This is a genomic window from Haladaptatus cibarius D43 (assembly GCF_000710615.1).
Taxonomy (GTDB): Archaea; Halobacteriota; Halobacteria; order Halobacteriales; family Haladaptataceae; genus Haladaptatus; species Haladaptatus cibarius.
Genome location: NZ_JDTH01000002.1, coordinates 1,669,559 through 1,694,925, shown reverse-complemented (window position 1 = coordinate 1,694,925; position 25,367 = coordinate 1,669,559). Strand labels below are relative to the sequence as shown.

The 25,367-nt window shown below is 58.8% G+C and carries 28 protein-coding genes and 2 tRNA genes; 21 read left to right on the top strand and 9 right to left on the bottom strand.

Going from position 1 to position 25,367, the window contains the following annotated elements; translation table 11 throughout:
- The first annotated feature begins 85 nt into the window (after positions 1 to 85).
- From HL45_RS14010 to HL45_RS13980, 7 genes are all read left to right on the top strand, one after another.
- Positions 86 to 1,534 carry an MATE family efflux transporter gene (locus tag HL45_RS14010; protein WP_049971681.1) on the top strand — a complete coding sequence of 483 codons (1,449 nt, stop codon included), beginning with the start codon at positions 86 to 88 and terminating at the stop codon, positions 1,532 to 1,534.
- Positions 1,535 to 1,758: 224 nt separating this feature from the next.
- Complete coding sequence (locus tag HL45_RS14005) at positions 1,759 to 1,953, top strand: cold-shock protein (protein ID WP_049971680.1); 195 nt, start codon at positions 1,759 to 1,761, stop codon at positions 1,951 to 1,953.
- A gap of 212 nt (positions 1,954 to 2,165) precedes the next feature.
- Positions 2,166 to 2,360, top strand: coding sequence for a cold-shock protein (locus HL45_RS14000; protein ID WP_049971678.1), 195 nt, complete (start codon positions 2,166 to 2,168; stop codon positions 2,358 to 2,360).
- 234 nt (positions 2,361 to 2,594) lie between these two features.
- Positions 2,595 to 3,308 (top strand): DUF2270 domain-containing protein, encoded by a 714-nt coding sequence (locus HL45_RS13995; RefSeq protein ID WP_049971677.1) that lies wholly within the window; start codon positions 2,595 to 2,597, stop codon positions 3,306 to 3,308.
- Positions 3,309 to 3,363: 55 nt separating this feature from the next.
- Positions 3,364 to 3,978 (top strand): metal-dependent hydrolase, encoded by a 615-nt coding sequence (locus tag HL45_RS13990; RefSeq protein ID WP_211250856.1) that lies wholly within the window; start codon positions 3,364 to 3,366, stop codon positions 3,976 to 3,978.
- Positions 3,979 to 4,038: 60 nt separating this feature from the next.
- Positions 4,039 to 4,569 carry a 50S ribosomal protein L16 gene (locus tag HL45_RS13985; RefSeq protein ID WP_049971676.1) on the top strand — a complete coding sequence of 177 codons (531 nt, stop codon included), beginning with the start codon at positions 4,039 to 4,041 and terminating at the stop codon, positions 4,567 to 4,569.
- A gap of 543 nt (positions 4,570 to 5,112) precedes the next feature.
- A complete protein-coding gene (locus tag HL45_RS13980; RefSeq protein ID WP_049971675.1) occupies positions 5,113 to 5,979 on the top strand; it encodes an ATP-grasp domain-containing protein in 867 nt (288 codons plus the stop codon).
- An 11-nt stretch (positions 5,980 to 5,990) separates the two neighbouring features.
- Here the strand turns inward: HL45_RS13980 and HL45_RS13975 are convergent, their stop codons facing one another.
- The 3 genes from HL45_RS13975 to HL45_RS13965 all read right to left on the bottom strand — a co-directional run bounded on the left by HL45_RS13975 (position 5,991) and on the right by HL45_RS13965 (position 8,344).
- Entirely contained in the window at positions 5,991 to 6,383 is a 393-nt protein-coding gene (locus HL45_RS13975) for an Hsp20/alpha crystallin family protein (protein WP_049971674.1), read from the bottom strand.
- A gap of 150 nt (positions 6,384 to 6,533) precedes the next feature.
- Complete coding sequence (locus HL45_RS13970) at positions 6,534 to 6,839, bottom strand: hypothetical protein (protein ID WP_049971673.1); 306 nt, start codon at positions 6,837 to 6,839, stop codon at positions 6,534 to 6,536.
- 491 nt (positions 6,840 to 7,330) lie between these two features.
- Positions 7,331 to 8,344, bottom strand: a complete 1,014-nt coding sequence (locus HL45_RS13965) for a type II glyceraldehyde-3-phosphate dehydrogenase (RefSeq protein ID WP_049972053.1) — start codon at positions 8,342 to 8,344, stop codon at positions 7,331 to 7,333.
- 133 nt (positions 8,345 to 8,477) lie between these two features.
- Here HL45_RS13965 and HL45_RS13960 point away from each other — a divergent pair, with 133 nt between their 5' ends.
- The 7 genes from HL45_RS13960 to HL45_RS13930 all read left to right on the top strand — a co-directional run bounded on the left by HL45_RS13960 (position 8,478) and on the right by HL45_RS13930 (position 13,490).
- Positions 8,478 to 9,422, top strand: coding sequence for an aminopeptidase (locus HL45_RS13960; protein ID WP_049971672.1), 945 nt, complete (start codon positions 8,478 to 8,480; stop codon positions 9,420 to 9,422).
- A gap of 13 nt (positions 9,423 to 9,435) precedes the next feature.
- Positions 9,436 to 9,768, top strand: a complete 333-nt coding sequence (locus tag HL45_RS13955) for a CHY zinc finger protein (protein WP_049971671.1) — start codon at positions 9,436 to 9,438, stop codon at positions 9,766 to 9,768.
- Between the two features lie 102 nt (positions 9,769 to 9,870).
- Positions 9,871 to 10,374: a hypothetical protein gene (locus tag HL45_RS13950; RefSeq protein ID WP_049971670.1), complete on the top strand. Its 504-nt coding sequence runs from the start codon at positions 9,871 to 9,873 to the stop codon at positions 10,372 to 10,374.
- A gap of 62 nt (positions 10,375 to 10,436) precedes the next feature.
- Positions 10,437 to 11,087, top strand: a complete 651-nt coding sequence (locus HL45_RS13945; protein WP_049971669.1) for an HVO_0476 family zinc finger protein — start codon at positions 10,437 to 10,439, stop codon at positions 11,085 to 11,087.
- A gap of 1 nt (position 11,088) precedes the next feature.
- Positions 11,089 to 11,757, top strand: a complete 669-nt coding sequence (locus HL45_RS13940) for a protein-L-isoaspartate(D-aspartate) O-methyltransferase (protein WP_049971668.1) — start codon at positions 11,089 to 11,091, stop codon at positions 11,755 to 11,757.
- Between the two features lie 28 nt (positions 11,758 to 11,785).
- Entirely contained in the window at positions 11,786 to 12,697 is a 912-nt protein-coding gene (locus tag HL45_RS13935; protein WP_049971667.1) for a class I SAM-dependent methyltransferase, read from the top strand.
- 25 nt (positions 12,698 to 12,722) lie between these two features.
- Positions 12,723 to 13,490, top strand: coding sequence for a protein-L-isoaspartate O-methyltransferase family protein (locus HL45_RS13930; RefSeq protein WP_049971666.1), 768 nt, complete (start codon positions 12,723 to 12,725; stop codon positions 13,488 to 13,490).
- Positions 13,491 to 13,507: 17 nt separating this feature from the next.
- Here HL45_RS13930 and HL45_RS13925 read toward each other — a convergent pair whose 3' ends face one another.
- Positions 13,508 to 13,957, bottom strand: coding sequence for an Ig-like domain-containing protein (locus HL45_RS13925; protein WP_049972052.1), 450 nt, complete (start codon positions 13,955 to 13,957; stop codon positions 13,508 to 13,510).
- A 76-nt stretch (positions 13,958 to 14,033) separates the two neighbouring features.
- Here HL45_RS13925 and HL45_RS13920 point away from each other — a divergent pair, with 76 nt between their 5' ends.
- From HL45_RS13920 to crcB (HL45_RS13910), 3 genes are all read left to right on the top strand, one after another.
- Entirely contained in the window at positions 14,034 to 15,110 is a 1,077-nt protein-coding gene (locus HL45_RS13920; protein WP_049971665.1) for an ATP-binding protein, read from the top strand.
- A gap of 100 nt (positions 15,111 to 15,210) precedes the next feature.
- Entirely contained in the window at positions 15,211 to 15,600 is a 390-nt protein-coding gene (crcB, locus tag HL45_RS13915; protein ID WP_049972051.1) for a fluoride efflux transporter CrcB, read from the top strand.
- Positions 15,597 to 15,950 carry a fluoride efflux transporter CrcB gene (gene crcB, locus HL45_RS13910; RefSeq protein WP_084156935.1) on the top strand — a complete coding sequence of 118 codons (354 nt, stop codon included), beginning with the start codon at positions 15,597 to 15,599 and terminating at the stop codon, positions 15,948 to 15,950. Before crcB (HL45_RS13915) ends, crcB (HL45_RS13910) begins: the two co-directional genes overlap by 4 nt.
- Positions 15,951 to 15,953: 3 nt before the next feature.
- On the opposite strand, the gene HL45_RS13905 is transcribed toward crcB (HL45_RS13910), so the two are convergent.
- Both HL45_RS13905 and HL45_RS13900 read right to left on the bottom strand, forming a co-directional pair.
- Complete coding sequence (locus HL45_RS13905; RefSeq protein WP_049972049.1) at positions 15,954 to 18,443, bottom strand: efflux RND transporter permease subunit; 2,490 nt, start codon at positions 18,441 to 18,443, stop codon at positions 15,954 to 15,956.
- The gene (locus tag HL45_RS13900; protein WP_049972048.1) at positions 18,436 to 20,088 is read right to left on the bottom strand and encodes a COG1361 S-layer family protein; all 1,653 of its coding nucleotides are present in this window, start codon (positions 20,086 to 20,088) and stop codon (positions 18,436 to 18,438) included. The genes HL45_RS13905 and HL45_RS13900 overlap by 8 nt, the downstream gene beginning before the upstream one ends.
- 252 nt (positions 20,089 to 20,340) lie before the next feature.
- Here HL45_RS13900 and HL45_RS13895 point away from each other — a divergent pair, with 252 nt between their 5' ends.
- Both HL45_RS13895 and HL45_RS13890 read left to right on the top strand, forming a co-directional pair.
- A complete protein-coding gene (locus HL45_RS13895) occupies positions 20,341 to 21,078 on the top strand; it encodes a DUF4166 domain-containing protein (RefSeq protein ID WP_049971664.1) in 738 nt (245 codons plus the stop codon).
- Positions 21,075 to 22,094, top strand: coding sequence for a YndJ family protein (locus HL45_RS13890; protein WP_049971663.1), 1,020 nt, complete (start codon positions 21,075 to 21,077; stop codon positions 22,092 to 22,094). Before HL45_RS13895 ends, HL45_RS13890 begins: the two co-directional genes overlap by 4 nt.
- Positions 22,095 to 22,277: 183 nt before the next feature.
- Here HL45_RS13890 and HL45_RS13885 read toward each other — a convergent pair.
- The 3 genes from HL45_RS13885 to HL45_RS13875 form a co-directional block, all read right to left on the bottom strand.
- Positions 22,278 to 22,350: transfer RNA gene (locus HL45_RS13885), tRNA-Asp, on the bottom strand.
- A gap of 102 nt (positions 22,351 to 22,452) precedes the next feature.
- Positions 22,453 to 22,860 carry a group I intron-associated PD-(D/E)XK endonuclease gene (locus HL45_RS13880; RefSeq protein WP_049971662.1) on the bottom strand — a complete coding sequence of 136 codons (408 nt, stop codon included), beginning with the start codon at positions 22,858 to 22,860 and terminating at the stop codon, positions 22,453 to 22,455.
- A gap of 366 nt (positions 22,861 to 23,226) precedes the next feature.
- Positions 23,227 to 23,299: transfer RNA gene (locus HL45_RS13875), tRNA-Asp, on the bottom strand.
- A gap of 281 nt (positions 23,300 to 23,580) precedes the next feature.
- Between HL45_RS13875 and HL45_RS13870 the strand changes: the two genes are divergently transcribed.
- Together HL45_RS13870 and HL45_RS13865 are read left to right on the top strand one after the other, a co-directional pair.
- The gene (locus HL45_RS13870; RefSeq protein ID WP_049971661.1) at positions 23,581 to 23,808 is read left to right on the top strand and encodes a DNA-directed RNA polymerase subunit H; all 228 of its coding nucleotides are present in this window, start codon (positions 23,581 to 23,583) and stop codon (positions 23,806 to 23,808) included.
- On the top strand, positions 23,808 to 25,364 hold the full coding sequence (locus HL45_RS13865) for a DNA-directed RNA polymerase subunit B'' (protein WP_049971660.1): 1,557 nt from the start codon (positions 23,808 to 23,810) through the stop codon (positions 25,362 to 25,364). The genes HL45_RS13870 and HL45_RS13865 overlap by 1 nt, the downstream gene beginning before the upstream one ends.
- Positions 25,365 to 25,367 lie beyond the last annotated feature (3 nt).

The following is a 25,367-nucleotide window of genomic DNA, read 5'->3' as shown; positions in this document are numbered from 1 at the left end:
CGACCCCCTGTCTCTCGCGGAAACACCACCCTCCTTTACCGGATATGAAAAGAACTTTACTTTCGATTCGAAATACCACAGAGTCGTGCCCCGTTTCCCGAACCCCGTCCGGCTAACCATCCTCGCAATCGGCCTCGCGCTCGCTCGCGCAGGCCTCGTTAACCCCAAACGCGTCCGCAGAACGACGGATTTGGCGTGGCCGCGCATCGTCACAGGACTTGCTCGGATGTCGAAAAATGCGGTGGACGTGGCATTTGTCGGAATCGCCGTCGGCCCGGCGGCGATTGCGGGCGTCGGATTCGCCTCCCCGTACTGGGGTATCGCGTTTTCTCTCGGGGGCGGATTCGCCGGGGGGACGATTGCGCTTGTTTCACAACGCTACGGCGCGGGGGCGTTCGACGAACTCGGGCAGGCGATTCGGTCGAGTGCCGCGCTCGTCCTCGCGGTGACGCTCCCGGTTGCCTGCCTCTTCTGGCTGTTTCCGACGGAACTCATCTCGTTGATGACTGGCAACGAAACGACAGTCGAGATGGGGGCAACGTACTTGCAAATTCTCGCCATCGGCGTGCCGTTTGCGGGACTCAACCTCATCGGCAGTCGCATCTACATCGGCATGGACGATTCGTGGACGCCGATGCTGGTTCGTTCGGGCGGTGCGATTTCGAACATCGTCTTGAGTGGCCTGCTCGTCTTTCCCCTCGGCTGGGGTGTCGCTGGCGCGGCGTGGGGTACCGTGCTGGCGAACGTGGTCGTCACCGCGGCGTTCGCTCTGGGGCTGGTCGCTGGCCGACTTCCGATTGCTGGCGAACTGCCGGTGCAGGTGAATCCTGCCGCCAAGTACGTCGATGGCGACACGATTCGGCAGTTGGTTCACATCGGTCTGCCGGTCGTCGGGCGCAACATGGTGTGGACCGTCGCCAAGTTCCCGATGTTGGCCATCGTCGCGCTGTTCGGCCAAAACGTCGTTGCCGCATACGTCATCAGCCGACGTATCTGGGGCTTGATGAACACGCCCGGTTGGGGATTCGGACTGGCGTCGAGTAGCCTCGTGGGACAAGAACTCGGCGCGGGCAACGAACTCGACGCGGAGGAGTACGCACGGGACGTGATTCTGTTTGCGGTGGCTACCTACGCCGTCGCGGCGGTCATCGTCTTCGCGTTCGCCGAACCCATCGCCGTCTCGTTCGTGGGCGATTCGGCAGACCCGTCGGTGGTGCCACACACTGTGGCGCTCGTCTACGCGGCCTGCGCCGCTGTCATGGCACAGGGTGTCAAAGGTGCTGCTGCGGGGCCGCTCGATGCGAGTGGTGACACTCGCTGGCCGTTTTACAGCCAGATAATCGGAATGTTCGGCTGTGCGATTCCCGTCGCCTACCTCGGTGCCACGACGTCGCTCGGCCTTATGGGACTGTATCTGTCGTTCGTAGCGGAGACGACGGTGCCAGCGGCCATCAATTACCATCGGTTCTCGACCGGGAGATGGAAGGCAATCAGTCGGAAGTTTCGACCGGGTGTCTCCGCTTCCGACGACTGACTGCTTTCTTGAACTCTTCACCCCGATGTACCAAAATGGAACTGTCGATGACAGTAGTTCCGAGCCGAATTATCGACCGATTCGATGACGAACCGTATTGAAATCCAAAATAGCGGCCGTCCGTATAGAATATGGGATGATTTCGAAAAATCATCAACTGAATTCGAAACGAGGACAACGATTTCCCAAGCCTTATCCGGTACAAGGCATTCTGTTCAGAAGCAATGGCAAAAGGTAACGTTGATTTCTTCAACGACACAGGCGGCTACGGTTTCATTTCGACTGAGGACGCGGACGACGACGTTTTCTTCCACATGGAAGACGTTGGCGGCGAGGACCTCGAAGAGGGAACGGAAATCGAATTCGACATCGAACAGGCACCAAAAGGACCACGCGCGACGAACGTTACGCGCCTGTAATTTTCGGAATACGTGTCCGCTAACGCGGACGACAGCGTATCAAGATTTTACTGTCGAATATTTTCTACCCCGAGTAGCGATGCGTACTGCGTATCGCTTGCGTGGCACGGTATTCTGAAATATTCCGCCTGGTGAGAGTTCCATGGATCATCGTCCATGGTATAACCTGTCTCGGAAGTATTATCCGTGAGGCACCAGTTTATCCAAAAGCAATGGCGAAAGGCAAAGTTGATTTCTTCAACGACACTGGCGGCTACGGTTTCATCTCGACTGAGGACGCGGACGAGGACGTTTTCTTCCACATGGAAGACGTTGGCGGCGAAGACCTCGAAGAGGGAACGGAAATCGAATTCGACATCGAACAGGCACCAAAAGGACCGCGCGCGACGAACGTCACGCGCCTGTAAATCGGTTACTGCTGTTTATCGAATAGTACCACATTTTCTTCAGTGAGCAATGACGGAGAGCGGTGCGACCGCCATCAGTTTTACCTGTATACCAGTTGTTACACGGGTTCAGTCTGATGCGATAACAAACCGTCGAGAGTCTTCGATTGAACCTGTTCATCGAATCGCCACGGTTTTGACTATACAGAACAATACTACTACTATGAACACGGGGCGCGAATCCCCGAGATTGCTATGAGCGACCAGAAAAACCCTGAATCACCGGAAATGTGCGACCCGGAGGTTGGTGCAGGATTGCTCGAAACGAACATGGGTCCGAGTTCGGCGTTGGCCCATCTCTATCGTGGTGAGATTCATCGCATGAAGTTCTGGCGGGAGCGGCTCGACAGAACGAGCAACTGGGCGATTACGCTGATGGCGGCCATCCTCACGTGGGCGTTTTCGAATCGGAGCAATCCACATTACATCGTGTTGCTCGCCATCGTCACGGTCAGCATCTTCCTGCTCATCGAGGCGCGTCGGTATCGCGCCTACGATATCTGGCGCTCCCGGGTTCGGATGCTTCAGCAGAACGTGTTTGCCTTGGGACTCGACGATTCGGCGGGCGTCGTGGACGAAGACTGGCGACAGAAGTTGAGCGAGGATTACCGTATACCGAAGATGAAGGTCTCGCTGGAGGAGGCGCTCGCGCACCGTCTCCGACGCGTGTACGCGCCACTCTTTTTGGTGCTACTCGCGGCGTGGGTGTTCCACCTGACGGCCTACGCTTCGGGTGGGCAGTGGCCTCGCACTGCCGCAATCGCGTGGATGCCCGGCGGCGTCGTTCTCGCCACTGTCGTCGCGTTCTACGTCGGTATCCTCGTCGTCGCGTATCGTCCGCGAGAGTGGCACATCAACGGGGAAATCCTGCCGAGCGACGTGACCGGCTGGGATTATTCGCGGGAGTGACGAAAGCGGATTTCCCCGATAGGTGTTTACGTGAACCTCGCCTACCGGGGGCACGATGATGGCAACGACGCACGCCCTTGTCGGCGTGCTTCTCGGAAGCGTCACCCTGCTGATCGCGCCGGAGTCCGCTCCGGTTGCGGTCTTCGCGGGACTTTTCGGCGGGCTCTTCCCTGACTTCGACCTCTACTCGGGCCACCGAAAAACGCTCCACTTTCCGGTGTATTTTTCGGTCGCTGGAGCAGCAGCACTCGTGATTGCGATATTCGTTTCGACAACATGGACTGTCGCAGTCGCCGTCTTCCTTCTCTCCGCGGCAGTTCACTCCGTCTCGGACGCCTTCGGCGGCGGACTGGAGCTGAAACCGTGGCTCGGTGAATCCGAGCGTGCGGTGTACGACCACTTCCGCGGCCGGTGGATTCCGCCCCGTCGCTGGATTCGGTACGACGGCGCGCCCGAGGATTTCGCGTTGGGTTTCTTCGTCGCGCTCCCGAGTCTCGTCCTCTACGACGGGACGATTCAAACCCTCGTCATCCTCTTCGTGCTCGTTTCGGGCGTGTACGCTCTGCTCCGAAAGCAAATGGTGGTCGCGGCGGAATGGCTGGTCGGGCGGATTCCAGCGTCGATGTTGGGCTACGTTCCCGACCGGTTCGTTCGGGATTTCGTCCAGTGAGCGTCGAACTCGCTTCGAAGGGTTTATTCACGGCCTGACCATCAGACTTCAGTAGTAACTATGTCCGACAAACCTGCCTCAATGTACCGGGAGATTCGAAAGCCCCCGTACACGCGACGCGAATACATCACGGGTATCCCGGGTTCGAAGATTGCACAGCACAAGATGGGCGACGTTGGAGAAGACGAGGACAGCTACCCCGTCCAAATCTCCCTCGTCCTCGAAGAGGAGTGCCAGATTCGCCACGGCGCGCTGGAGGCCTCCCGTCTCTCGGCAAACCGCTATCTGCTGAAGAACATCGGCGAAACCGGCTACAAGATGATTCTGCGCAAGTTCCCACACCACGTCCTGCGCGAGAACAAGCAGGCGACCGGTGCGGGTGCAGACCGCGTTTCCGACGGAATGCGACAGGCGTTCGGAAAACCAGTCGGCACCGCGGCGCGAATCCAGAACGGCGAGCGCCTCTTCACCGCATGGTGTGAAGTCGAGGACGCAGACGCCGTCAAGGACGCCTTCCGCCGTGCGTACAACAAGGTTTCCCCGCCGTGCCGAATCGTCGTCGAGCGCGGTGAGAAAGAGCTTATCAGCTAAACTGACCCCCTCGACCACTTTTTCGACGTGCTGGTTTCGTCGTCAGCGACGGGTTTAAGCGACAGATTTGATTTTTCGTTTCGATTGGGATGTAGTCGTTATCCTGTGATGAAGTGTGTTCTTAATAATAGCGCTAGGTAGTCACGACAACAAATGACCGCACCGCCACCGCGCTCGCGACTTCGATGGGACTTCTCGGACGTGATGTCCTCGAAGTCCCACCAGCGCGCGCCACATGGCAAATTCGATTTTCGAGAATTTTCACATCCGCTCTGGCGCGTGCGTCGGCAGGGCTGAGGACTTTACGTCCGAAGGTCTGCCCGAGTTCGCGCGAGGGATGAGTGAACGAGCGACAGCGAGTGAGGGAATCGGTTGGGGAGGCGTGTGGGCGGTTGCGGTTTCATTGGAGTCGGCAACAGCTAGCTCCATCTCGGAAACCACCTCAATAGCTTTCTACTCTTCCAATCAGTTTTCAACCACTCCGAATCCACATCGAAAAACGAGAACAGTCTTTTTCACGCTTAACTCGAAATTCTCACTCGAATGCTGAACTTGGCGGTTGCGTACCGAAAACAGACGTTCGAACGAATGCGTGACCCACTCGAAGAACGAGGAATCAACGCACACCACGTCCCGAACGAGGCGCGGACATTCGACCTCGCCGACCCGCCGTGGACGCCGGACGAGTTCGATGTGGGATTCGTCTATCCTTCCCGAATGATGGAGGGCGGCGTGGTCGATGCCCTGCTCTCGGTTCCGTGGGTTAACGGACGCGAAGCAGTGCTCACGTCGCGGAACAAAGCCGGGGTCATCGTCCGACTCGGAAAAGCGGGGATTCCAGTTCCGAAGACCGCGATGGTGTCGAACCCGGTCGAAGAGAGCGACCGCCGGGAAATCTTTGCGCGGTTCGACCCCCCGGTGGTCATCAAACCCAACTCGACGACGCGAGGAACTGGCATCGCAAAAGTGGATGACATAGATTCCTTCCTCGGCGTCGTGGACTATCTGAACCTCGTCCACGACTACCGCGCGACCGGGGACAAATCGTTTCTCGTACAGGAGTATCTTCAGGGTGCAACCGACTACCGCGCGATGGTTGTCGATGGCGAGTACGTCGGCGCAGTCGAGCGCCGACTGCCGAACGATGCGCTGGCCGAGGGTCGCTGGAAACACAACGTCCATCGCGGCGCGGAAGCGCGCGGAATCTCCCTGCCGGAAGAACACAGAGAAATCGCGGAGAAAACAGCGGAAGCGCTCGATATTTCGTTCTGCGGCGTCGATTTACTCGACACAGGCGACCGAATCGTCGTGAACGAGACGAACGCCCGTCCGACCATCGACGCGGAGACGAAGTACGAGGACGGATTTTACGACCGCCTCGCCGAACTCGTCCGGACGACTCGCCGGTAACCGTTTTCCAATTACTCGACGCTGATGTTCGCCGATTCGTCGGTCTTTTCGAGTGTTACTTCGAGGACGCCGTTGTTGTACGTCGCTTTCGCGGAGCGTTCGTCAACGCGCGCTGGAAGCGAGATTCGTTCGTCGTATTCGCGGTGGTCGCTGACGGCGCTGATGGTCATCGTCTCGCCGTCGCATTTGAGGTTGATGTCCTCTTTTTCGACGCCGGGGAGGTCTGCGATGACGCGAACGTGTTCGTCGTCCTCGTGAATATCGACGTGGGTGTCAGCCCCAAATCCGGCGGGTGTACCAGTATCGACCTGCATATCGACGTTTCCGCCCATCATATCGTTCATCATGCGTTCGATTTCGCGGAAGAGGTCGTCGAAGGGGTCGTCGCGGTCGTCTCGTCGCATGCAGAACAGTAAGCCCCTCCCGGGCAAAAGGTTTTGGACGCCCCCGCGAACGCGCCGCTATCGAACGTGCTGGACGAACTTCGATTCGGCGTCTGAAAAATGAAACCGCGTCGGTTGGTGTTTGGTTAGTTCAGTACCGTGACAAGGAAGTTAGTCCCACCACTGGAACTGCTTGTTCTCGTTCTCGGCTTCGGAGTCAGCGTACTGGACGTTGATGTTGGCCTGCTTGTTCGCCTGAGTCGCTTCTGCGTTACCTTTCACAGCGATGGCGTAGTTGTCGTCCTGCTTGTTGAAGTTCTGCTGGTTCACGTACTGCTTCTGGTCAACGTCGGAGTCCGCGTACTGCCAACTGCTCTGTTTCTGTTCGTCGTCTGCCGCGGCCATGCCCGTGAACCCGACAGCGAACAGGCTTGCCACAACGGCCAGCGCAATCGTGATGCGAAGTGCTTTTTTCATTGTTTTCTCTCCGGGCGGGAGAGACTGCATGTCGAACGTGCACGGATGCCGTCAGTTCCGAAAGCGAACCTCCGGACTTGTATCCGGCGAACCGTGCTGTTCGCCCCACCCATCTCACGCCATCGCCCGATGTGTAAATGAATGGCCACCACCGTTGAGTCCGTTCGCTCGTTTCACGAACGACCGAATTTCGCCCTAATCGGGAGTAATACAGAAAATCGGTGGTACGCACTCGAATAAGTGCAGATAGGACTACCGAAACGAGCGCATTGTCTCCCCTTTCGAACGACCGAATTGACGGATGCGGAACCGTAACGAAACATACGAACGACTCATGTTACCGTCTCACATGCTGGAAATTGGCGAATACCGGTCTTGAATGCGGTTGGTCTTCGCAGTAGTTCTGTAGCCAGAACGGTTGTCGAACCGGCGAATTGCGCGATAAACAAAATGAGAAAACGGAATCCGAGAAGATCCGCTCGGATGCCCGGTTAGAACCCGATTTCAAGCGCGTCGTTCGTCGTCTGGATGCTCTCGCGGGCGTCCGCGCTGTTCGTGACGGCGCGAATTGCATCGACGTTTTCGGGAACCACGTCGCTCTCTTGATGAATCGCTTGGAAGAGGTAGAGGTCGTTGCCTTCCATCGACACCGACTCGCCCCAGAGGCAGTTCTCCCAGAGGTCGGCCCGCGGCCGCCCTCTGTCCATGGCGTACTCTTTGAGTTTGCCAGCGCCGTCGATGTCCATTCGCTCCGGAACGACGAAGATGCGCGACTGACTTTCGAGCAGTTTACGAACTTCCTCCGCATCCGGTTCGGATTCGAGCGAGACGTTGACGCTGTGCATGTGCATCAGCGTCGCCGGAACCTTCAGTCCGAGCGTGTCGATTGACAAGTCGGGGAAGATGGTTTTCACGTCCGGGCCGTGGTGCGACGGCAGTTTCACCGGATTCGGCACGATGTCGTTGATTGGGCCGCGACCGGTCTGGGCCGGGTCGCCACCACGTCGGACGAGCGTTGCACGAACCTTCTCGACGCCGTACTCCTCACGGAGTGGCGCAATGAGACGCGATAGTCCGGTCGTATTGCACGAAACGACGCGGACGTGCTGTGCGTCCACGGCTTCCTCGTAGTTGGCGCGCGCGTTGAAACTCACGTCGGCAACGTCCGCGTCCTCGCCACCCTGATAGAGTGCGGGCGTGTCGTACTCTTCGTACAGCGATTTGTTGTCCGCGCCGATGCCGGACGGGCAGGCGTCAACGACCACATCGGCCTTTTCGACCATCTCTTCGACCATACCGGCCAGTTCGATTCCTGCTTCGTCGAACAGTTCCGCGCGCTCCTCGATTGCGGCGTAGAGCGAATAGCCGTTTTCGACGGCTCCCTCGGCTTCGAAGTTGGGTCGGGTTTTTGCGACCCCCACGACCTCCATATCCGGTTGCGCCCGGACAGCGTCAGCGACTCGTTTCCCGATAGTCCCGTACCCGTTGATGCCGACCTGTAGCATGTACATCCGCAGGTCCAACGCCCGCCATTAAAACCGTTTCGAGCCATTCGTCTCGGAATCTAACTCACACGCGAGTAAGATAGAACGGAAAGAAAGGGAACATCTAACCACCTTGGAAGGCAATCCTCAGCACATGAGTTTGGACGACGCGGCGAAGACGGCCGTGGAGCAGTGTATGGCCCTCCAGTCGGACGAAAGCTGTGCAGTCATCACCGACGACAAGCGGTGGGACATCGGCAAGGCGCTGTACGACGCGGCCAGCGAAATCACGGACGATGTCGTCATCGTGCGCTACCCGGTCGGCAATCAGCACGGCGAGGAACCACCGGAACCCGTCGCCGCCGCGATGGCTGGCGCGGACGTGTTCCTCGCCCCCACCACGAAAAGCCTCAGCCACACTCGCGCACGCGGCAAGGCAAACGAGGCGGGCACGCGAGCGGCAACCCTCCCCGGAATCACGGAAGAAGTCATGGTTACGGGCCTTTCGGCCGACTACGAAACCATCGACCAACACTGTCAGGACGTGCTCGCGCAGGTCGAAGGCGCGCAGGAAATCCGCGTCACGACCGACATGGGAACCGACATTACCTTCGAACCCGGCGACCGCGAATGGTACGACGACACCGGCCTCTGTCACGACCCCGGCGACTTCACCAACCTCCCCGCTGGCGAGGTGTTCGTCAGCCCCGAGAACGTGAACGGCCACTACGTCGTGGACGGTACGATGCGCCCGCACGGATTACTCGAAGACGGCCAGACGCTCGAATTTGAGGTCGAAGACGGCTACGTCACCGAAATCAGCGACGACGAAATTCGCTCGCAGGTCGAAACCGCCGCGGAGGAAGTCGGGCAGGACGCCTACAACCTCGCCGAACTCGGTATCGGGACGAACGTCGCGGTCACGGAACTCGTCGGTTCCGTCCTGCTGGACGAGAAGGCTGGCGGTACGGTTCACATCGCAATCGGCGACGACGCGGGAATCGGCGGCGACACGGACGCTCCGCTCCATCTCGACGGCATCATTCGTGACCCGACAGTGTACGCAGACGGTGAAGAAGTCGAACTGCCGCGGCCCTAAAATCGGTCAACAGATGCCGACTATCTACGGAACCGAAGTTCACGGCGTCGAAGTAGACGAAGAGACACGATGCTCCCATTACGACACGGAACGAGACGTGATTGCGATTCGGTTTCCGTGCTGTAACGACTATTATCCCTGTTTTCGGTGTCACGACGAAGTGGCCAACCATCCGCGAGAGACGTGGCCGGAAAATCAGCGCGATGCGGAGGCGGTGCTGTGCGGAGTTTGCGGTTCCGAACTGACGATTGCCGAATATCTGGGCTGTGAATCTCGGTGTCCCGAGTGTGGTGCGGAGTTCAATCCGGGCTGTGCGAACCATTACCATCTGTATTTCGAAGGGTAAGTTCGGCGGTCAAACTCGACAGGACGAACACTCGACTCGAAAGCCGCAGTAGTCGTTTTACTCACCGCAAAAGCATTAATTCACGACAGACGAATAGTTGGTATGAATCGTCGTGTCCTCCTCGCAGGACTCGCCGTTCCGCTCGTCGGCGGAACGGCCGCCGTCGCTCAGCGACTCGATTATCGCCGTAAGAAGGAGTTCTCTGTCCGGACTGAACCGCCGATAACCGGACACCGATTCGAACTGGTTGACGCCCACGACCGATTTGGTGACGGGAGCTACGACCCCGACGAGCGGTTCGCCCACCGCGCTGAAGTCGAATTTGATACGGTCGGAAAGCAGGTTGGTGTACTCGGGCGGGTCAAAAGCGGCAGTCGGTCGTGCAAGGAGACGAAACTCAAATCGCTTCGCTACGACGAATCAGCGGACACGCTCACAGTTGTCGTCTTCGACGATTACACCCACCAAGACATTTGCATGCTAGAAATCGCAATCGTTCCGTACACAGTCTCCGTGGACTTCGAGTCGAACCTCCCGTCGAAAATCATCGCTAAGCATGTCAAAGATGGCAGTGGCGTCGTCTACGAAGAGACGTTCCACAAGTAGTGCCCTCCCAATCGTTCCCCGAACTCCACGCACTTTTAGGGCCTGAGTCCCTACACCGGAACATGAGCGAAACAGCGGAACGTGTGGCAGTGGTTTGCCCATCCTGTTCCCCCAACGCCGAAACCGTCCACGAGGTCCTCAAACCGGGTGGCCAAGCGACGGTTCGTTGTACCGAGTGCAGTCACGTCCACAAGACGAAAATCGAACGCGTACAGACCGAGGAAATCGACGTTATCGTCTCCCAAGAGGGCGAGTCGTTCTCCGCGAAGGCCGACGTGCCGGTCGAAGAAACGCTGGCGGTTGGCGAGGAGTTCGTCCTCGAAACCGACGAGGCCATCTTCGTGGTCAGAATCACGAGCCTCGAACAGGACAAAAACCGCCGCGTCGAGGACTCGGTGGCGGAGGATGTCGAAACCATCTGGACGCGCGCAGTGGACAACGTCTCTGTCAACGTGACGATTCATCCGAACGACGGTCGCCGAGACAACTCCCGCGGGGTCAAGGTGAACATTCCGGGCGACTACGAGTTCGTCGTCGGCGAGACCGAGGAGTTGGCGAACGAGGAGTTCACCATCGACGGCATCCTCGTCACGGACGACGCGAGCGGCTACAATCACGACCGACTGGATTTCGACGGCGACACGGTCATCGCAAAGGACGTAAAGCGCATCTACGCCGAGGACGAGAGTTCGACCGCTTGGTCGGCGTGGTAACGTGTCCGACCGCGGTAACGGCGGGTTCGAAGACGAACGAGAAGTGCTCGTCGCCCAACTCGCCGACCGCGACAGAATCCAGCAGGAGACGACGCTTTCGGCACTTCATTCTACTCCCCGTCACGAGTTCGTTCCCCAACACCGACAGCGGGAGGCCTACGACGACCGGCCGCTTCCGATTGGAGAAAACCAGACCATCAGCGCGCCGCACATGGTCGCGGTTATGACCGATTTGCTAAACCTGTCGCCCGGTGACCGAGTCCTCGAAATTGGAACCGGGTGTGGCTATCACGCCGCCGTGACCGCCGAAATCGTCGGTTCGGAAAACGTCTTCAGCGTCGAATATCATGAATCGCTGGCGCAGGCGACACGCAACCGATTTCGACGGCTTTCACACTCCGACCGATTCGACTACGATGACATCTCGATTCGCGTCGGCGACGGACACGACGGTTGGCCCGAACACGCGCCCTACGACGCCGTCTATCTGACTTGCGCCGCATCGAATTTCCCGTCTTCTCCCGTCGAGCAAGTTCGTCCCGGCGGTCGTCTCCTCGCACCGCTCGGAGACGACCCGCAGGTACTCGTCCTCGCGGAAAAGCAAGACAATGGCTCACTCGCCCGCGAATCGCACGGCTTCGTCCGGTTCATTCCGATGCAGGGAGAGTAGTTTTTTAGCTCCCACACGAGCAGTCGATATGGACTACCGCGAACTCTGTCTGTTGTGGGCGGCCCGCGAGACGGACATCATCGAGACGGTCATGTTCGACGCAGGGACAGTTGAGGAAATTGCCGAGGAAACCGACATCACCGAGCGCGCCGCGAGAATCACGCTCGAAGCGATGGTCGAGATGGGCTTTCTCGAACGATTGGGCGAGAAGTACGAGGCGACAAACCGCGCGCTCGGCCTCTTTGCGAAAACCGGCGTTCGCTCGATTGGGAGCGTTCCGCACCAGATGGACTGTCTCTCTCGGTGGGTCGAACTGCCGGAAACGATGCGAACCGGCTCACCGCCCGAAACGCCGGAGAATTGGACGCAAAATTTCATGGGCGCGATGGCAACCGTAGACGAAACCACGGTTCGGTCGTGCGTCACCGAGGCTGTGCACGAATATCCCGACGCAAACCGGGTTCTCGACGTGGGCGGCGGCCCCGGAATCTTCGCCAAGGAGTTCGCCCGGCGGGGATTCGAGGTGACGCTAATCGACCAGTCCGACGTTATCGACATCGACAGTAGATTTCTCGAACACGAACCCATCGAACTGGTTTCCGGCGACGTAACAGACGCACTCCCGACGGGATTCGACCTCGCGTTCTGCTCGCGGGTTGCCCACGCGCTCGGGCCGGAAGAAAACCGGAATCTCCTCCAGAACGCTTTCGGAGCACTGGAACCCGGCGGAGTCGCGGTTTTCATCGACCAACTTCGAGGGCGCGCGGAAGAGGCCGCACTAATGGGTGCGCACATGCTCGCCCAAACCGATAACGGCGACACCTACACCGCGAACCAGTTCGAAGACTGGTTCGCGGATGCGGGGTTCGTAACCTTCGAAATCCGCGACGTTCCGGGCACGAATCAGCAAGCAATCGTCGGGCACAGGCCGCGCAATTGAAGCACGTCCGAACCCAACGCGGTGTATGGAACCGGCGGTACTGCGCGACGATATGGTCGCCAGTTTGGAACACGAAATGAAGGGGTTGGTGCGGAGTGACAACGTCGGTCTGGCGCTTCGAACTGTACCCCGCCACGAGTTCGTGCCGATTGACGCCGAGCAAGGCGCGTACGCAGACAAGTCGTTCGACCACCGCGGGACGCGAATCCTCGCGCCGAGCATCGTCGCCAGACTTCTCGAAGCGCTCGACGTGCGGGAAGACGATTCAGTTCTCGTCGTCGGTGCAGGTGCGGGCTACACGTCCGCAGTGTTGGCGGAAATCGTCGGCGAATGCAACGTCCACGCAATCGACATTACGCGAACTATCGTCTACGAAGCCCGAGAAAACCTCGAAACTGCGGGCTACGGCGGCGTCTTCGTCGATTGCGGCGACGGTGCCGATGGCTTACCGGAGTACGCGCCGTTCGACCGAATCCTCGTAGAGGCGGCGGCTATCGAACCACCGCGAACGCTCGTTTCGCAACTCGCCGATGACGGCAGACTGGTCATTCCACTTGGAAGCGGCATCCAGCGACTCACCGCCGTCGAACCTTCCGATTCGGATTCCGGCACTCCCGAAACCGTCGGTGAGTTCGGGAAAACCGCCTTCGCGCCGCTTCTCGTGGAAGGCGAACAGTCCGATACTCTTGAGCGCAACCGAACCAACCGCGAAGACCGTGAATTTGCAGAGCGCCACGCTCAAACCCGGCGCGGATGGGAACACGAGTGGATAGATTGGGACGGCTACAGCTAGGCTGGTTTCTGTTTCCCTCAATCGCTGACGACCAGTATTCGAGTGTTTTCGCGCTTGTCGGCAAATTCGCTTCCGGCAGGTGGTTTGATGTCGATATCGAGCGTTCCGTCGTCCTGATTCGCCCCGAGACTGGGATGTATCGAGAGATGCGCTCGACCATCGCTTTCCGTCGTGGCGGTTTCGATGTTCTCCAGTCTCGCCGAATCGCTTTTCACCACGACGGTTGCGTCCGCCACGGGGTTTCCATCCGCGTCGATGACGGCGATTTCGACCGCCTGCTGTCCCGGTTCGATGACTTCGGGTTCGGGTTTCGCATCGAGTTCGCTCACGGCCAAGCCGTTGAGTCCGGACAGCATGTTCATCATGACTGAGAGACTGGCGACGCCGACGACGAGCGCGATGACCAGTCGAATCGGAAGCCCTTCGATTGCACGATTGTCGGAGCGAAATCGCTGACGTATGGACATGAGGCGGTCTGGTTTCGGTTTGAGATATAAACCTTCGTCCGAGAGTTTATCCGAAAAGCCGGAACCAGTTCCCGCCATGACGGAGGTTTTGGGACGAACTGGCGACGACGGAATTTCAGGACACCTCGGACACTACCGCGCCAGAGATGGCAGTGCGGGTGCGTCAGTGCGAATCGACCTCGATAGTCCGCACGTCGCGCTGGTGGTCGGAAAGCGAGGCTACGGAAAATCGTACACGCTCGGCGTGCTGGTCGAAGAACTCGGGGAAGCAGATGGAGTCGCGCCGGTCGTCGCCGACCCGATGGGCGCGTTCACCACGTTTGCGAAAATTTCGGGGTTCGAGGTGATTTCCACGCCACGCGTCTCCGCCAACGCACTCCCGCCGCGGGCGTGGTGCGATTTGCTTTCCCTCGACCACGAACGTCCGACTGGGTCGCTGGTGTGGCGGGCGGCAACCGAATCCAAAGCGCTGACGGAAATGAAGGATTTTGTTGCCGAGGCCGATGCGAACCGGGCGACTCGCCGTGCGGCGCGAAACCACCTTGCACTTGCGGAGTCGTGGGACATCTTTTCACCGGATGGCATTACTGCGGCGGACTGTGTCGAACCGACATCCGGCATCGTCCTCGACTGTTCGGGCTACGACGAATCGGCGATGAACGCCGTCGTTCGGGCGGTTGCGGAGGATTTGTACCGCGCCCGTATTGTCGAGTCGGTTCGCAAACTGCCGTGGTTGGTGGTGGACGAAGCACATGCCTTCTTCGGCGGCGTCGCTAACCCTGCGCTCAGAACCATCATCACCAGAGGACGGCGTCCCGGCGTGAGTTTTGTCGCGGCGACACAGCGACCTGCCGTGCTACCCGAGGTTGCGGTTTCCCAATCCGACTTGCTCGTAGCCCATCGGTTGACCTCGCGCAACGACCGGGATGCGCTCGCACATGCCCGTCCGGCCTACATGCAAGGGTCGTTTGCCGATAGAATGCCGGAAACCCCCGGTTCCGCGGTCGTCGTGGACGATGCGACCGAAAGCGTTCACGCGGTTCGGATTCGAAAACGGCAGGTCGAACACGGCGGCGGCAGTCCGAGCGCGAGCGGTGCCTGTTCTGGCGAGAGTGAACCGAATTCGCCTGCGACCGAACTTCGAAAAAGATAGGGGACGCTGTCGATTGCAGTCGAACACGAGCGATGGGCCGCGATTTCCGACCTGTCGTCGAAAATCGACCGGAAGTCTCTCGCTGGAAAGCGGTTCTCCGATGTCGGTACAACAATCACGCGCGCTGAAGCGTCTCGAACCAGTTTTCCTCATCGCAGTCGGTGGCTTCGTCGGCGCACTCCTGCGGTACGCGGTGAGCGACGCGCTTCCCGGCGGATTTCCGTGGGGGACGCTCGTCGTCAACGTTGTCGGGAGTTTCGCGCTCGGTGTGTTGCTGTACGAAGCGCATCTGGCGGATAGGCTCTCTCCCGAAACCCGACTGGTCGTCGGCACCGGCTTTCTCTCGTCGTTCACGACTTACAGCACGTTCGCGGTGCAAACCACGGGGCTGTCGCCGATGTTCGCCGTTCTCAACGTCGGCGCGAACTACGTCCTCGGATTTCTGGCCGTGCTTCTTGGCCGCCGGGTCGTCGGGGGTGTCGTCTCGTGAACCCCGCTGTTCTCGTCGGCGTCGGCGGAATGTTTGGCGCGTTGAGTCGTCACTTCGTCGGGCAGAGATTATCCGGTGAGGGTCACGGAACCTTCGCGGTGAACGTCCTCGGAAGCTTCGTTCTCGGCGCGTTGACTGCTGGACTGACGAGCGACCCGACTCTGTTCGCGCTGGTCGGAACCGGATTTTGTGGCGCGTTCACGACGTTTTCAAGCTTTGCGTTCGAGACGGTTCGACTGTACGAACGCGGGAAGCGCCGGAAAGCGGTCGCCAACGCGATGATCAATCTTCTCGGCGCGCTCGTAGCGGTCGGATTCGGTACTCTCACGGCCAGCACTATTTCGCTCTGAATATCAGCTCGATGCAACATATCTATCCCACAGAACGATGGCGGAGGGCGTCACGAAGATAGCGGCGAAATAGGAGTAAAAGATGCTCAGGGCAGTCACGACGCCGAACTGCCCCAAAACGGGCGTGATTGCGAGGACGAGAATTCCCGTTCCCGAAATCGTCGTGAGCATGCTCCCCGTCAGCGCGCCGCCGGTGCCGCGAACAGTTCGGGTGAGTGCGGCGAACACGTCGCCTTTCGATTCTACATCCGCCATTTCTTCGCCCAAACCTTCGTACTCGTCGGTGAACCGGTGGACGACGTGGGCCGAATAGTCCACGCCCAACCCCAACGCGATTGCAAGAACGGTTGCGGTCAGGGCGTTGAACGGAATCTCGAGCAGGCGCATCGTTCCCGCGAGCAGGGATACCGCGACGACGATTGGAAACAGGTTGATGACGCCGAAGGCGATTCGTCCCACGATGATTCGGTAGAGAAGTACGAGGAAAACCGCGGTCGTGGCCAACGCCGTCGCAAGGCTTCGTATCGCGGAGCTGAAAATTGTCGCCGCGATGGACTGAAACACGACGATTTCGCCGGTCGCAACCGCGTCGAAGCGATACCGGTCGGCGACGAGTCGAGCATCCCGCGTAATCTCGTCCTGTGACGCACCGCTCTTCGTGGAGTAGACGACCTGCGTGCTTCGCCGGTCGTCCGATATATATTCCAGTGCTTGCTCGCGGGCGGGAGAATCGAGCAGTCGGTCGTAAATCAACGCCAGATTGTCGTCCGGCACGCCGTCGTCGTCTATGTCGTTCCGTGCGACTAGCCGCCGGAACTTTTCCGATTGTTGGCTGTAGCCCTGAATGACTGTGATGATGCTTTCCGCATTTGCCTGCCGGTCGGTTGCGAGAAACGAATCCGGCGGATTCCGATTGGCGTGTTCAATCGATTCGAGGGCGTAGTCCTCTCGTAACGGCCCCTCGACGTAAATCGTCACCGTGTCGTCCTCGGCGGAAGCAAACTTCTCCTCCAAGAAATTCGTCACTTCGGTTACGGTGTACGTCTCCGGCGCGAACGGTTCGGGGAGCACTTCGAGATACGCTGGCGTCTCCTCCGGCGGAAGGAAATCCTCGTTCGAAAACGTCGTGTCGATGCCGGTTGCGTAGATGCCCGAAACGAGCGTCAGGGCGACTGCAACCGCGACAACGACAGTGGCACCTTTCCGGGCGAGAACGACACTACTCGACAAGGTTTGGCCCAGCAGCGAGCCTTCCTCGCCCAGCGGCCGCTCGCCGAACGTCGGCAGGTCGAACCGAACGCGAAGGTCGTCAGTGACGACCTTCGCGGCCGGAAGGAAGATACCGAAGATGAGGAAGGTAAAGACGATGCCGATGGCGGCGACGATTCCGAACTCCCGAATCGGTTGGAGGCGACTCGTCGCGTTCGACGCAAAGCCGAGAACCGTAGTTCCGGTGACGATGAAGAAGGCGACGAGCAGTTGGTCGGTCGCGCGCCGCATCGCCGGTTTGACTTTTGCCCCGATGACGCGTTCCTCGCGGTAGCGATTGATTGCGTGGATTCCGTAGTCGATTCCCACGGCGAGCAAAAGCGGCGGCACGGCGACCAACAGTTGCGTGAACGGAATCCCGACGATTCCCATGAACCCGAGCGTCCAGACGATGGTCATCACCAGCGAAACGACCCCTAAAACGAGGTCTACCGGGTCGCGATAGGCGAACAGCAGAAAGACGAAAATCAGTATTCCGGCGGCGGGGATGACGATGATGAGCGAATCGAAGGTGACGCTCGACAACTCGTCCGTGAGAATGCCGCTTCCGAACAGTCGGATGTCGCTATCAACGGAACTGACGACCGACTGCGACCGAATCTGTATCCCCGCGAGGGGGTCTGTTTCCGGCGACGCTTCCGCGCCCGCCTCTTGTGAAACACCACGCGGAATCACGTGTTCGACGATTCCAATGGTCGCCGAGGCAGATGCCGACCGGCGATTGAAATCCCTGCTCAACAGCACCCGAAACTCGGGATTTTCCGCGGCCTGCCGAACCGCGACTTCGATTTCGGTCGGCGTCGCCCGCTCCAGCGTTCGAACCTGGGCTTCGAGCGTCGTCGCGTTCGGATCGAGTGTTTGCGCGACGATTCCGGCGGCACTGGCCGTGGACGCGACGCGAAGTTCTTCCCGTTGTTCGAGTCGGTACTGCGCCCGCAACATCGCCAGCAGTTCGGGTTTCGACAGCACGTTGCGACCGCTTTGAATCAGTTGCGTGCTTCCGTTTTCCGCTTCGAACGGTTGCGTAAACTCCTCGTTGACGCTTTCGAACGCTTCCAGTGCGGGACTATCCTCCGTGAACTGACTCGTCCCTGCCTCGGTCGAAACGCGGGTGAGGCCGACGCCGAACACGGCGGTCAGAACGAGAAAGGTGAGGAGAACGGTTTTCGAACGGCCGACGATCCACTCGTCGGCCCAGTCGATGACTGCTTGGTAATCAACCACCGCCGTCACCTCGTCTTCTCCGACTTCCTCGCGCGGCCCGCCACCGCCGGAATGCGACGAATCCGCCGACGCCCACGAGAACGACGCCGAGGACGAGAATCAGCGGAAGTACGATTCCCCCGCTCAAGAACGAAAGAAGGCCGTTTCCGTCCGGTTCGGCTACTCGAACCGGAACCTCGTAGGTGTCCGAAAGTTGGCTCTCTCCGTCGGGCGTTTCGTACTGGAAATCAACCGACATCGGATACGTTCCGGCCAATGCCTCGCCCTCCGCGCTCAAGCTGAACGCAATCGTCGCCGATTCGTTCGGTTCCAGTCGCGTGATAAACGCTTGGTCTTCTTCGAGCGTGAGCGGACTATCGACGAATGTACGCGCGTCGATGTTCCGCAGCGTCCTGTCGCCGTTGTTCGTGACGACGAGCGAAATGGTCGAACTTGACCCCTGTTCCACCGACGCACTTTGTGGTTCGATGACGAACTCGTCCCGTTGAGGCCCGACGCGAACCGCCGTTTCGAGCGGTTTGCTCTGGCGTGAATCGCCGTCCTGATTCTCGTAGCGCACGACGAACGAGAACTGTCGTGGCCCGCGGTCTGCGCCCTCGCTCACGTCGATTCGATAGCGAACCCGCTCCGACTCCCCCGATTCAAGGGTTTCGAGGGCGTACTCCGTTTCCCGTGGGAAGGCGTTGTCGCCCTGCGACTGAAGGACGAGCACCGCGTTTGCCGCGGCTTGCGGCCCCTCGTTGGTAACCTGCCCAGTGACGACTCCCTCGTCGCCGACGCGGAGTGTGCTGTTCACGTCGGTGAGCGAAAACGATTGCTCCGGGGCCGGGATGATGCCGATAAGCTGTGATTGAGTTTGATTCCGCGACCCGTCTTCCCGGTAGGAGACGGAGATACTGAATGGGTAGCTGCCGCCGACGGTGTCGTTGCTCGCCGACACCTGATATTCGACCTGCACGTCCTCGTCGGTTGCCCATTCGCTGACGAACTGGCTTGCGTTCCGCGACTCTCCGAGTCGAAGTTGGTCGTTTTGAGATTGCAGAGAGATGACCGCGTCGCTCACGTCTCGTCCCGTGTTTTCGAGCGTGAGCGAGACGGTTCCAGTATCGCCAGCCTGTACGTTCGAGGAGATATCTGTCACCTCGAATCGCTCCAACCGAATTGGCTGTGTGGGCCGGACGTTGAACGTGTACGGCCCGGCCCGTTCCCGGGAACCGTTTCTCGTAGTGTACGAAATAACGGCCTCGAACGGGTAGCTTCGAACCTCCGCGAACTCCTCCGCGAGCAGTCTGTACGTAACCGTTCGCCGTTCACCCGAAGACCAGTTGCCGACAGATTTGCTGGCGTTTTGCGAGTCGCCGAACCGAACGCTTTCGTTCGGCGACTGGACGGCGATTCGCGCGTTCGTGATGTCCGCTCCGGTGTTCTCGAACGTCAGCGAAAGGTTCCCAGTTCCATCCACCGGTACGTTCGACGCGACGGAGACGAGTTCGAAGTCCGCAGTTACCCCTGCGTCCGCCGTTTGCGTCTGCTGTCCGATGTCTGCCTTGGAGTGGCCTTCGCCCATCACCATCCCGCCGCCGGTCGAACCCTGCACGACGAGAAGAATCACGACGAAAATCGGAACGAACGCTTCCCGGGTCATCTTCGATAGGTCACCCGTCGCTTCGACTGCACCATTCCCCACTCGTCCCGCGTGAGGACGGAGCGTTTCGAAACGCTCCGTCCTCTATCTGGCGTCATTTGTCCCCCTCCCCTATCGTGTCACGTCACGATACTTCCTATAGATTTGCCTCCTCGTCGGTATTTTCCCGAGCGTTCGTATCGGTAGAATGATTGTTTGTGGCCGAGAACTGTGTCGTATGCTTGGTTCCGAGCGCCCTATTTTCGAGGGGAGATGGCCGTGACAACCGCGACGGGTTTGTTCGAGCGAGCACTCGGTGAGGAGTGGACGCAACTCCACCCAAAAATCCGTAAACGATACGGCCTCGTGACCGACGACGACCGAACGGCAATCGGCCGGGGTCAAATGACACGCCTCTCCCGCGGTGCAATCGCGCTTCCCGTGCTGTGGTTCGGGACGACCCAAAACTTCCTCTTCCCGGAAGGTGGTGACGATGTTCCGTTCGAAATTCGCTCCGATGCCTTCGTGGATGCCCGAGGATATGAAGCACTAACGCTTCGGCGTCAGTTCCAAACCGACCCCGTCCGTCGGTTCGACGACACGATGCGCTGGAATCCGGAACGAAACTGTATCACCGATTTCTTCGGAACCGACGGCAGAATCGTGGCCGACATCCATCTCTCGGTCGAAGACGGCGGTCTCGCTATCCGCCTCGGCGACCAGTGGATTCGCGTCGGCAACCGATACGTTCCGTTTCCAGAACCGCTCACCGCCGACGCAACGCTTCAGGATTGGTACGACGACCACGCGGGGCGATTCCGCGTTGCCGCGACGGTCACGAATCCGCTCGCGGGTCACATCTTCGGCTATCAGGGCACCTTCGATAACGACTGGCAGGAGGCGGACGGAAGCCGCCTCACTGACTCGACTCTCCGCAGTGTTCAGCTTCCGAGTTCGTCGGGATCGTCCGGTTCCTTGGATTCGTCCGGTTCGCCGGGTGCAAGTCGATGACCACGGTAGAGGGGCAGAGGAGTGTCGATTCTCTCCACTTCACCGATACCCACCCCACTATCCGCGGATTTCGAATCACCGACGCAAACACCGTGTTCGGTGCGGTTCTGTGGTCGATGCTGGTCGCCGCGGATATTCTTTCGACCGTCGAACTGTTCGTCGCGCTCGCGGTTCTCGTCATTCTCCCGCTCGGACTTGGCGTTGCGATGACACCTCGGCGTTCGGGCGGGACACCGCTTGTCTACCGTCTCGCGGTGTTCGGACAGCCTCCGGCGGCAATTTTGGCCGTTGCGTCGTTTACTTTCCCTACCGGTTCCGTCGGTGCAGTCGCACTCGCGCTTCCGTGGGTCGCGGTGACAGCCTGCGTCGCACTGTTCGGTCTGTGGCGTCTGCTTCCTCGCGGTTTCACGCCGCTTCCGGAACTCGCAATCGACGCCGTCTTGCTGTACGTTCCGGTCGGTGCGGTCGCGCTTTTCCTCTCCCGCGCCGGAATTTCGTTTCATTTCAAACCGATTATCATCCTGCTCACGGTGGTTCACTACCATTACGCCGGATTTGCACTCCCGCTTATCGGGGGGACGGCTGGCCGACTCGTCACGGACGACAGGGGTCGATTCGGGTCGGACTTCGTTGGCCGTGCGATGGCCGCGACGACGCTGATTATTATGGTAAACCTCGCGCTCATCGCCGTCGGAATCACGTTTTCGCCGCTGGTCGAGGTCGTCGCAGTCGCATTTTTCACCGTCGCAGTCGTCGTCTTTGCGCTCTCCATTCTGGGCAGCGTCGTTCCGCGAGTTGACCGAGTTCGGGGCGTCCTGCTCGCGCTGGCGGCCGTCGCCGTCGTCTGGACGATGGCGCTCGCGCTCGCCTACGGCTACTCCGCGTATCCCGGAACGCCACAACTGGTCACTATCGACGAGATGATTGTCCGGCACGGAAGCGTCAACGCGTTCGGATTCGCGCTTCCCGCACTGTTAGCGTTTCGACTGGAGACACCGGAATCGACCGCCGTCTGACCCACGCCTCCTGTTTCTCGACTCGTTTCCCGTGGATCCGTCGGGACTGACTTCTTCGGAAAAACGAACTGTTCGCCTGCCACGAGGTGTTTTCGCTGGGGCGGTCGCTCGTGACATTCAGTATCGGAGTACGCGAAAGTAGGAGCAACAGACGCCTCTTTTAGAAGGTGAATTCGGAAAAAGCGCCCGAGGCGGGATTTGAACCCGCGTCACAACCGTGACAGGGTTGTATGATGGGCCACTACACCACCCGGGCCTGTGACGCAATTACTCCTTTCTCCCGCCATTATTAAGGGGTGTCGATTTACACCACCTTTGGCAATCTATACCATAAACATGATACAAGCCATCTTCTCCCCTATATTTCTCCATCAAACTCGTAATCCTCTGCCCAGTTAATCGAAGGGTGATTTATTTTAGCGTTGAATCGAAGTTCCATTTTCTGCTCAGTCGCTTCCTCAATCTGTATCCAATAGAGTTTCTCGTTTTTTGGGTACCGAACGAGGAAGGCATCTACTTCGCCGTGATACGTATTTTCGTGATATTTTCCCTCTTTTGTAGTCTGGGTGTGTGTATTGAATCGCATCGTCCCCTCTTTGTTCGTCCAGCTTGTCTCACATTGGACTCGATAGAGTGACCCATTGTCATCTACTATAAGATCATATTTGTCGTTGTCTCCGAACGGAATCGAAACACTGTATCCGTGAGAAATCAGCGTGTGAATTATTTTCGCCTCCGTTTCATCACCTTTGTCTTTCGTGTTCACCGTGCCGCTCTCCTCTATGCTATTACTGTCGAATGTGCTATTATAAAAATAGTCTTTTGTAGCAAAATAGTCAACTATGGTTCCACAAGCCTTGGTATGCCGCTTCCAAGTGGTCGCTTTCTAGTACTGTTCTCGGAAAGAAATCAAGCTCTCATCAAACAAGTAAATCCATCAAAAACGCCCGAGGTGGGACCAAGCGAATGCAGTTTATTCGCGAAGGTCGAAAGAGATGGAGCGCCTTTCGAGATTTGAACTACGCCAAGACGTTCTGCTCGCACGGAAAGAAACAAGTTCTTCCCTGCTCTCGTTCGCTCCCTTGTCACGCTCGGCAAAGCTGACCGCTCACTGTTTTGAAAGTTGAAAAAACGCCCGAGGCGGGATTTGAACCCGCGTCACAACCGTGACAGGGTTGTATGATGGGCCACTACACCACCCGGGCCTGTGACGCAATTCATGCTTTCTGGCTTGTACGCTTAAGGCTTTCCAAACGAAGACAGTGTGTCGGGGCACCCCGTGCTATGGTACGACTCCCCACATGCCAAAATAATTTATACCAGAACGAAGTAGATACTGGCGTTAGAGAACTGCCCGCATGGTGTGCGGGGTGCGATAGCCGGGCGTGTGCGCGCTACTTAGCAAGTCTTAAATGAGTGCCACCTGTAATACCCTGTAGTATCTCGTGATAGCCATTTCTCCCGCTGGTCAGAAAATCGCGCACACATGGTAGACGTAAGCCAACACAAGATGGTTCCGGAGCACTCCATCGTCGATGAGGGCAAGCTCGACGATGTGCTCGAGGAATACGAAATCAAGAGTACAGACTTACCAAAAATCAAGCGGACGGACCCTGCGTTGCCCGACGATGCGGAAATCGGCGACGTTATCAAAATCGTTCGTGACTCTCGGACGACTGACAGGGCAGTCGTATACCGACTCGTGGTGGAATAATGCAACGGGAAGACCGACGCGCACTATCGAGGCAGTATTTCTCGAAAGAACGACTCGCAGAGCATCACTACCGCTCGTTTAACTCCTTCCTGACTCGCGGCATGCAGGAAGTTGTGACCGAGAAGGGCACTATCGACACGGACATCGGCGACAAGGAGGGCGAAGAACCGGTGTTCGTGGAACTGGGCGACGTTCGCGTCGTCACTCCGCGCGTGCGTGAAGCGGACGGGAGTGAGGAACTCCTCTATCCGCAGGAAGCGCGCCTCCGCAACATCACCTACGCCGCGCCGGTGTTCATGGAGATGACCATCGTCAAAGGCGAAGGCGACGACAAGCGAGTCGTCGATACGACCGAGACGAAGGTCGGTCGGATGCCGGTCATGGTCGGCTCCGAGAAGTGTAACATCGCCAACTTCGAGGAAGAGGAATTGGTCGAAATCGGTGAAGACCCGGCCGACCCCGGAGGCTACTTCATCGTCAACGGTTCCGAGCGAGTGCTGATGACATCAGAAGACCTCGCACCCAACAAGATTCTCGCCGAGTACGACACGAAATACGGCGACGAAATTCAGGTGGCGAAAACGTTCAGCCAGCGCCGTGGATACCGTGCGTTGGTGCTGGTCGAGCGAACCCGCGACGGCCTGCTCGAAGTGTCGTTCCCGTCGGTGTCGGGGAGCGTCAACTTCGTCACTCTCGTTCGCGCGCTGGGACTCGAATCGGACGAGGAAATCGTCCACCGCGTCTCCGACGACCCGGAAATCGTGAAGTTCATGCTGGAAAATCTGGAGGCCGCGGAAGTCCAGACCCAAGAGGAGGCAATCGAGTCCCTCGGGAAACGGGTCGCCTCCGGACAGGGCAAAAACTACCAGTTGAAACGAGCGAACTACGTCATCGACCGTTATCTCCTGCCGCACCTCCACGAGGACGGCGTCGAAGAGGAGGAAGTTCGCATCAACAAAGCGTACTACCTCGCGCGAATGGCCGAGGCATGTTTCGAACTCGCACTCGGCCGACGCGATTCGGACGACAAAGACCACTACGCCAACAAGCGCCTGAAGGTCTCTGGCGACCTGATGAAAGACCTGTTCCGCACGGCGCTGAACAAACTGGCGCGGGACGTGAAGTATCAGCTCGAACGTGCGAACATGCGTAACCGGCAGTTGTCGGTGAACACCGTCGTTCGTTCCGACGTGCTGACCGAGCGACTCGAACATCCGATTGCGACCGGAAACTGGGTCGGTGGCCGCTCCGGTGTGTCGCAGTTGGTTGACCGGACGGACTTCATGGGTGTGCTTTCACACCTTCGTCGTCTGCGTAGCCCGCTGTCGCGGAGTCAGCCCCACTTCGAGGCGCGTGACCTGCACGCGACCCAGTGGGGTCGCATCTGTCCTTCCGAGACGCCGGAAGGGCCGAACTGTGGGCTGGTGAAGAACTTCGCGCAGGCGATGGAACTCAGCCAGAATATCGAGGACGAACAGGAACTCAAACAGGAACTCTCGTCCATGGGTGTCGAGGGCATCCCCGGAATTGAGAGCATCGAAGGGAGTGCGGACTGAATC

What these genes read in the sequence shown, in the direction of transcription:
- HL45_RS13980 (WP_049971675.1), top strand. Translation starts at nt 5,113, where the DNA reads ATGCTGAACTTGGCGGTTGCGTACCGAAAACAGACGTTCGAACGAATG.
- HL45_RS13900 (WP_049972048.1), bottom strand. Translation starts at nt 20,088, where the DNA reads ATGACCCGGGAAGCGTTCGTTCCGATTTTCGTCGTGATTCTTCTCGTC.
- HL45_RS13920 (WP_049971665.1), top strand. Translation starts at nt 14,034, where the DNA reads ATGACGGAGGTTTTGGGACGAACTGGCGACGACGGAATTTCAGGACAC.
- HL45_RS13960 (WP_049971672.1), top strand. Translation starts at nt 8,478, where the DNA reads ATGAGTTTGGACGACGCGGCGAAGACGGCCGTGGAGCAGTGTATGGCC.
- HL45_RS13970 (WP_049971673.1), bottom strand. Translation starts at nt 6,839, where the DNA reads ATGAAAAAAGCACTTCGCATCACGATTGCGCTGGCCGTTGTGGCAAGC.
- HL45_RS13975 (WP_049971674.1), bottom strand. Translation starts at nt 6,383, where the DNA reads ATGCGACGAGACGACCGCGACGACCCCTTCGACGACCTCTTCCGCGAA.
- HL45_RS13985 (WP_049971676.1), top strand. Translation starts at nt 4,039, where the DNA reads ATGTCCGACAAACCTGCCTCAATGTACCGGGAGATTCGAAAGCCCCCG.
- HL45_RS13955 (WP_049971671.1), top strand. Translation starts at nt 9,436, where the DNA reads ATGCCGACTATCTACGGAACCGAAGTTCACGGCGTCGAAGTAGACGAA.
- HL45_RS13995 (WP_049971677.1), top strand. Translation starts at nt 2,595, where the DNA reads ATGAGCGACCAGAAAAACCCTGAATCACCGGAAATGTGCGACCCGGAG.
- HL45_RS14005 (WP_049971680.1), top strand. Translation starts at nt 1,759, where the DNA reads ATGGCAAAAGGTAACGTTGATTTCTTCAACGACACAGGCGGCTACGGT.
- HL45_RS13925 (WP_049972052.1), bottom strand. Translation starts at nt 13,957, where the DNA reads ATGTCCATACGTCAGCGATTTCGCTCCGACAATCGTGCAATCGAAGGG.
- HL45_RS14000 (WP_049971678.1), top strand. Translation starts at nt 2,166, where the DNA reads ATGGCGAAAGGCAAAGTTGATTTCTTCAACGACACTGGCGGCTACGGT.
- HL45_RS13950 (WP_049971670.1), top strand. Translation starts at nt 9,871, where the DNA reads ATGAATCGTCGTGTCCTCCTCGCAGGACTCGCCGTTCCGCTCGTCGGC.
- HL45_RS13870 (WP_049971661.1), top strand. Translation starts at nt 23,581, where the DNA reads ATGGTAGACGTAAGCCAACACAAGATGGTTCCGGAGCACTCCATCGTC.
- HL45_RS13935 (WP_049971667.1), top strand. Translation starts at nt 11,786, where the DNA reads ATGGACTACCGCGAACTCTGTCTGTTGTGGGCGGCCCGCGAGACGGAC.
- HL45_RS13865 (WP_049971660.1), top strand. Translation starts at nt 23,808, where the DNA reads ATGCAACGGGAAGACCGACGCGCACTATCGAGGCAGTATTTCTCGAAA.
- HL45_RS13945 (WP_049971669.1), top strand. Translation starts at nt 10,437, where the DNA reads ATGAGCGAAACAGCGGAACGTGTGGCAGTGGTTTGCCCATCCTGTTCC.
- HL45_RS13890 (WP_049971663.1), top strand. Translation starts at nt 21,075, where the DNA reads ATGACCACGGTAGAGGGGCAGAGGAGTGTCGATTCTCTCCACTTCACC.
- HL45_RS13965 (WP_049972053.1), bottom strand. Translation starts at nt 8,344, where the DNA reads ATGCTACAGGTCGGCATCAACGGGTACGGGACTATCGGGAAACGAGTC.
- HL45_RS13895 (WP_049971664.1), top strand. Translation starts at nt 20,341, where the DNA reads ATGGCCGTGACAACCGCGACGGGTTTGTTCGAGCGAGCACTCGGTGAG.
- HL45_RS13990 (WP_211250856.1), top strand. Translation starts at nt 3,364, where the DNA reads ATGATGGCAACGACGCACGCCCTTGTCGGCGTGCTTCTCGGAAGCGTC.
- crcB (WP_049972051.1), top strand. Translation starts at nt 15,211, where the DNA reads ATGTCGGTACAACAATCACGCGCGCTGAAGCGTCTCGAACCAGTTTTC.
- HL45_RS13930 (WP_049971666.1), top strand. Translation starts at nt 12,723, where the DNA reads ATGGAACCGGCGGTACTGCGCGACGATATGGTCGCCAGTTTGGAACAC.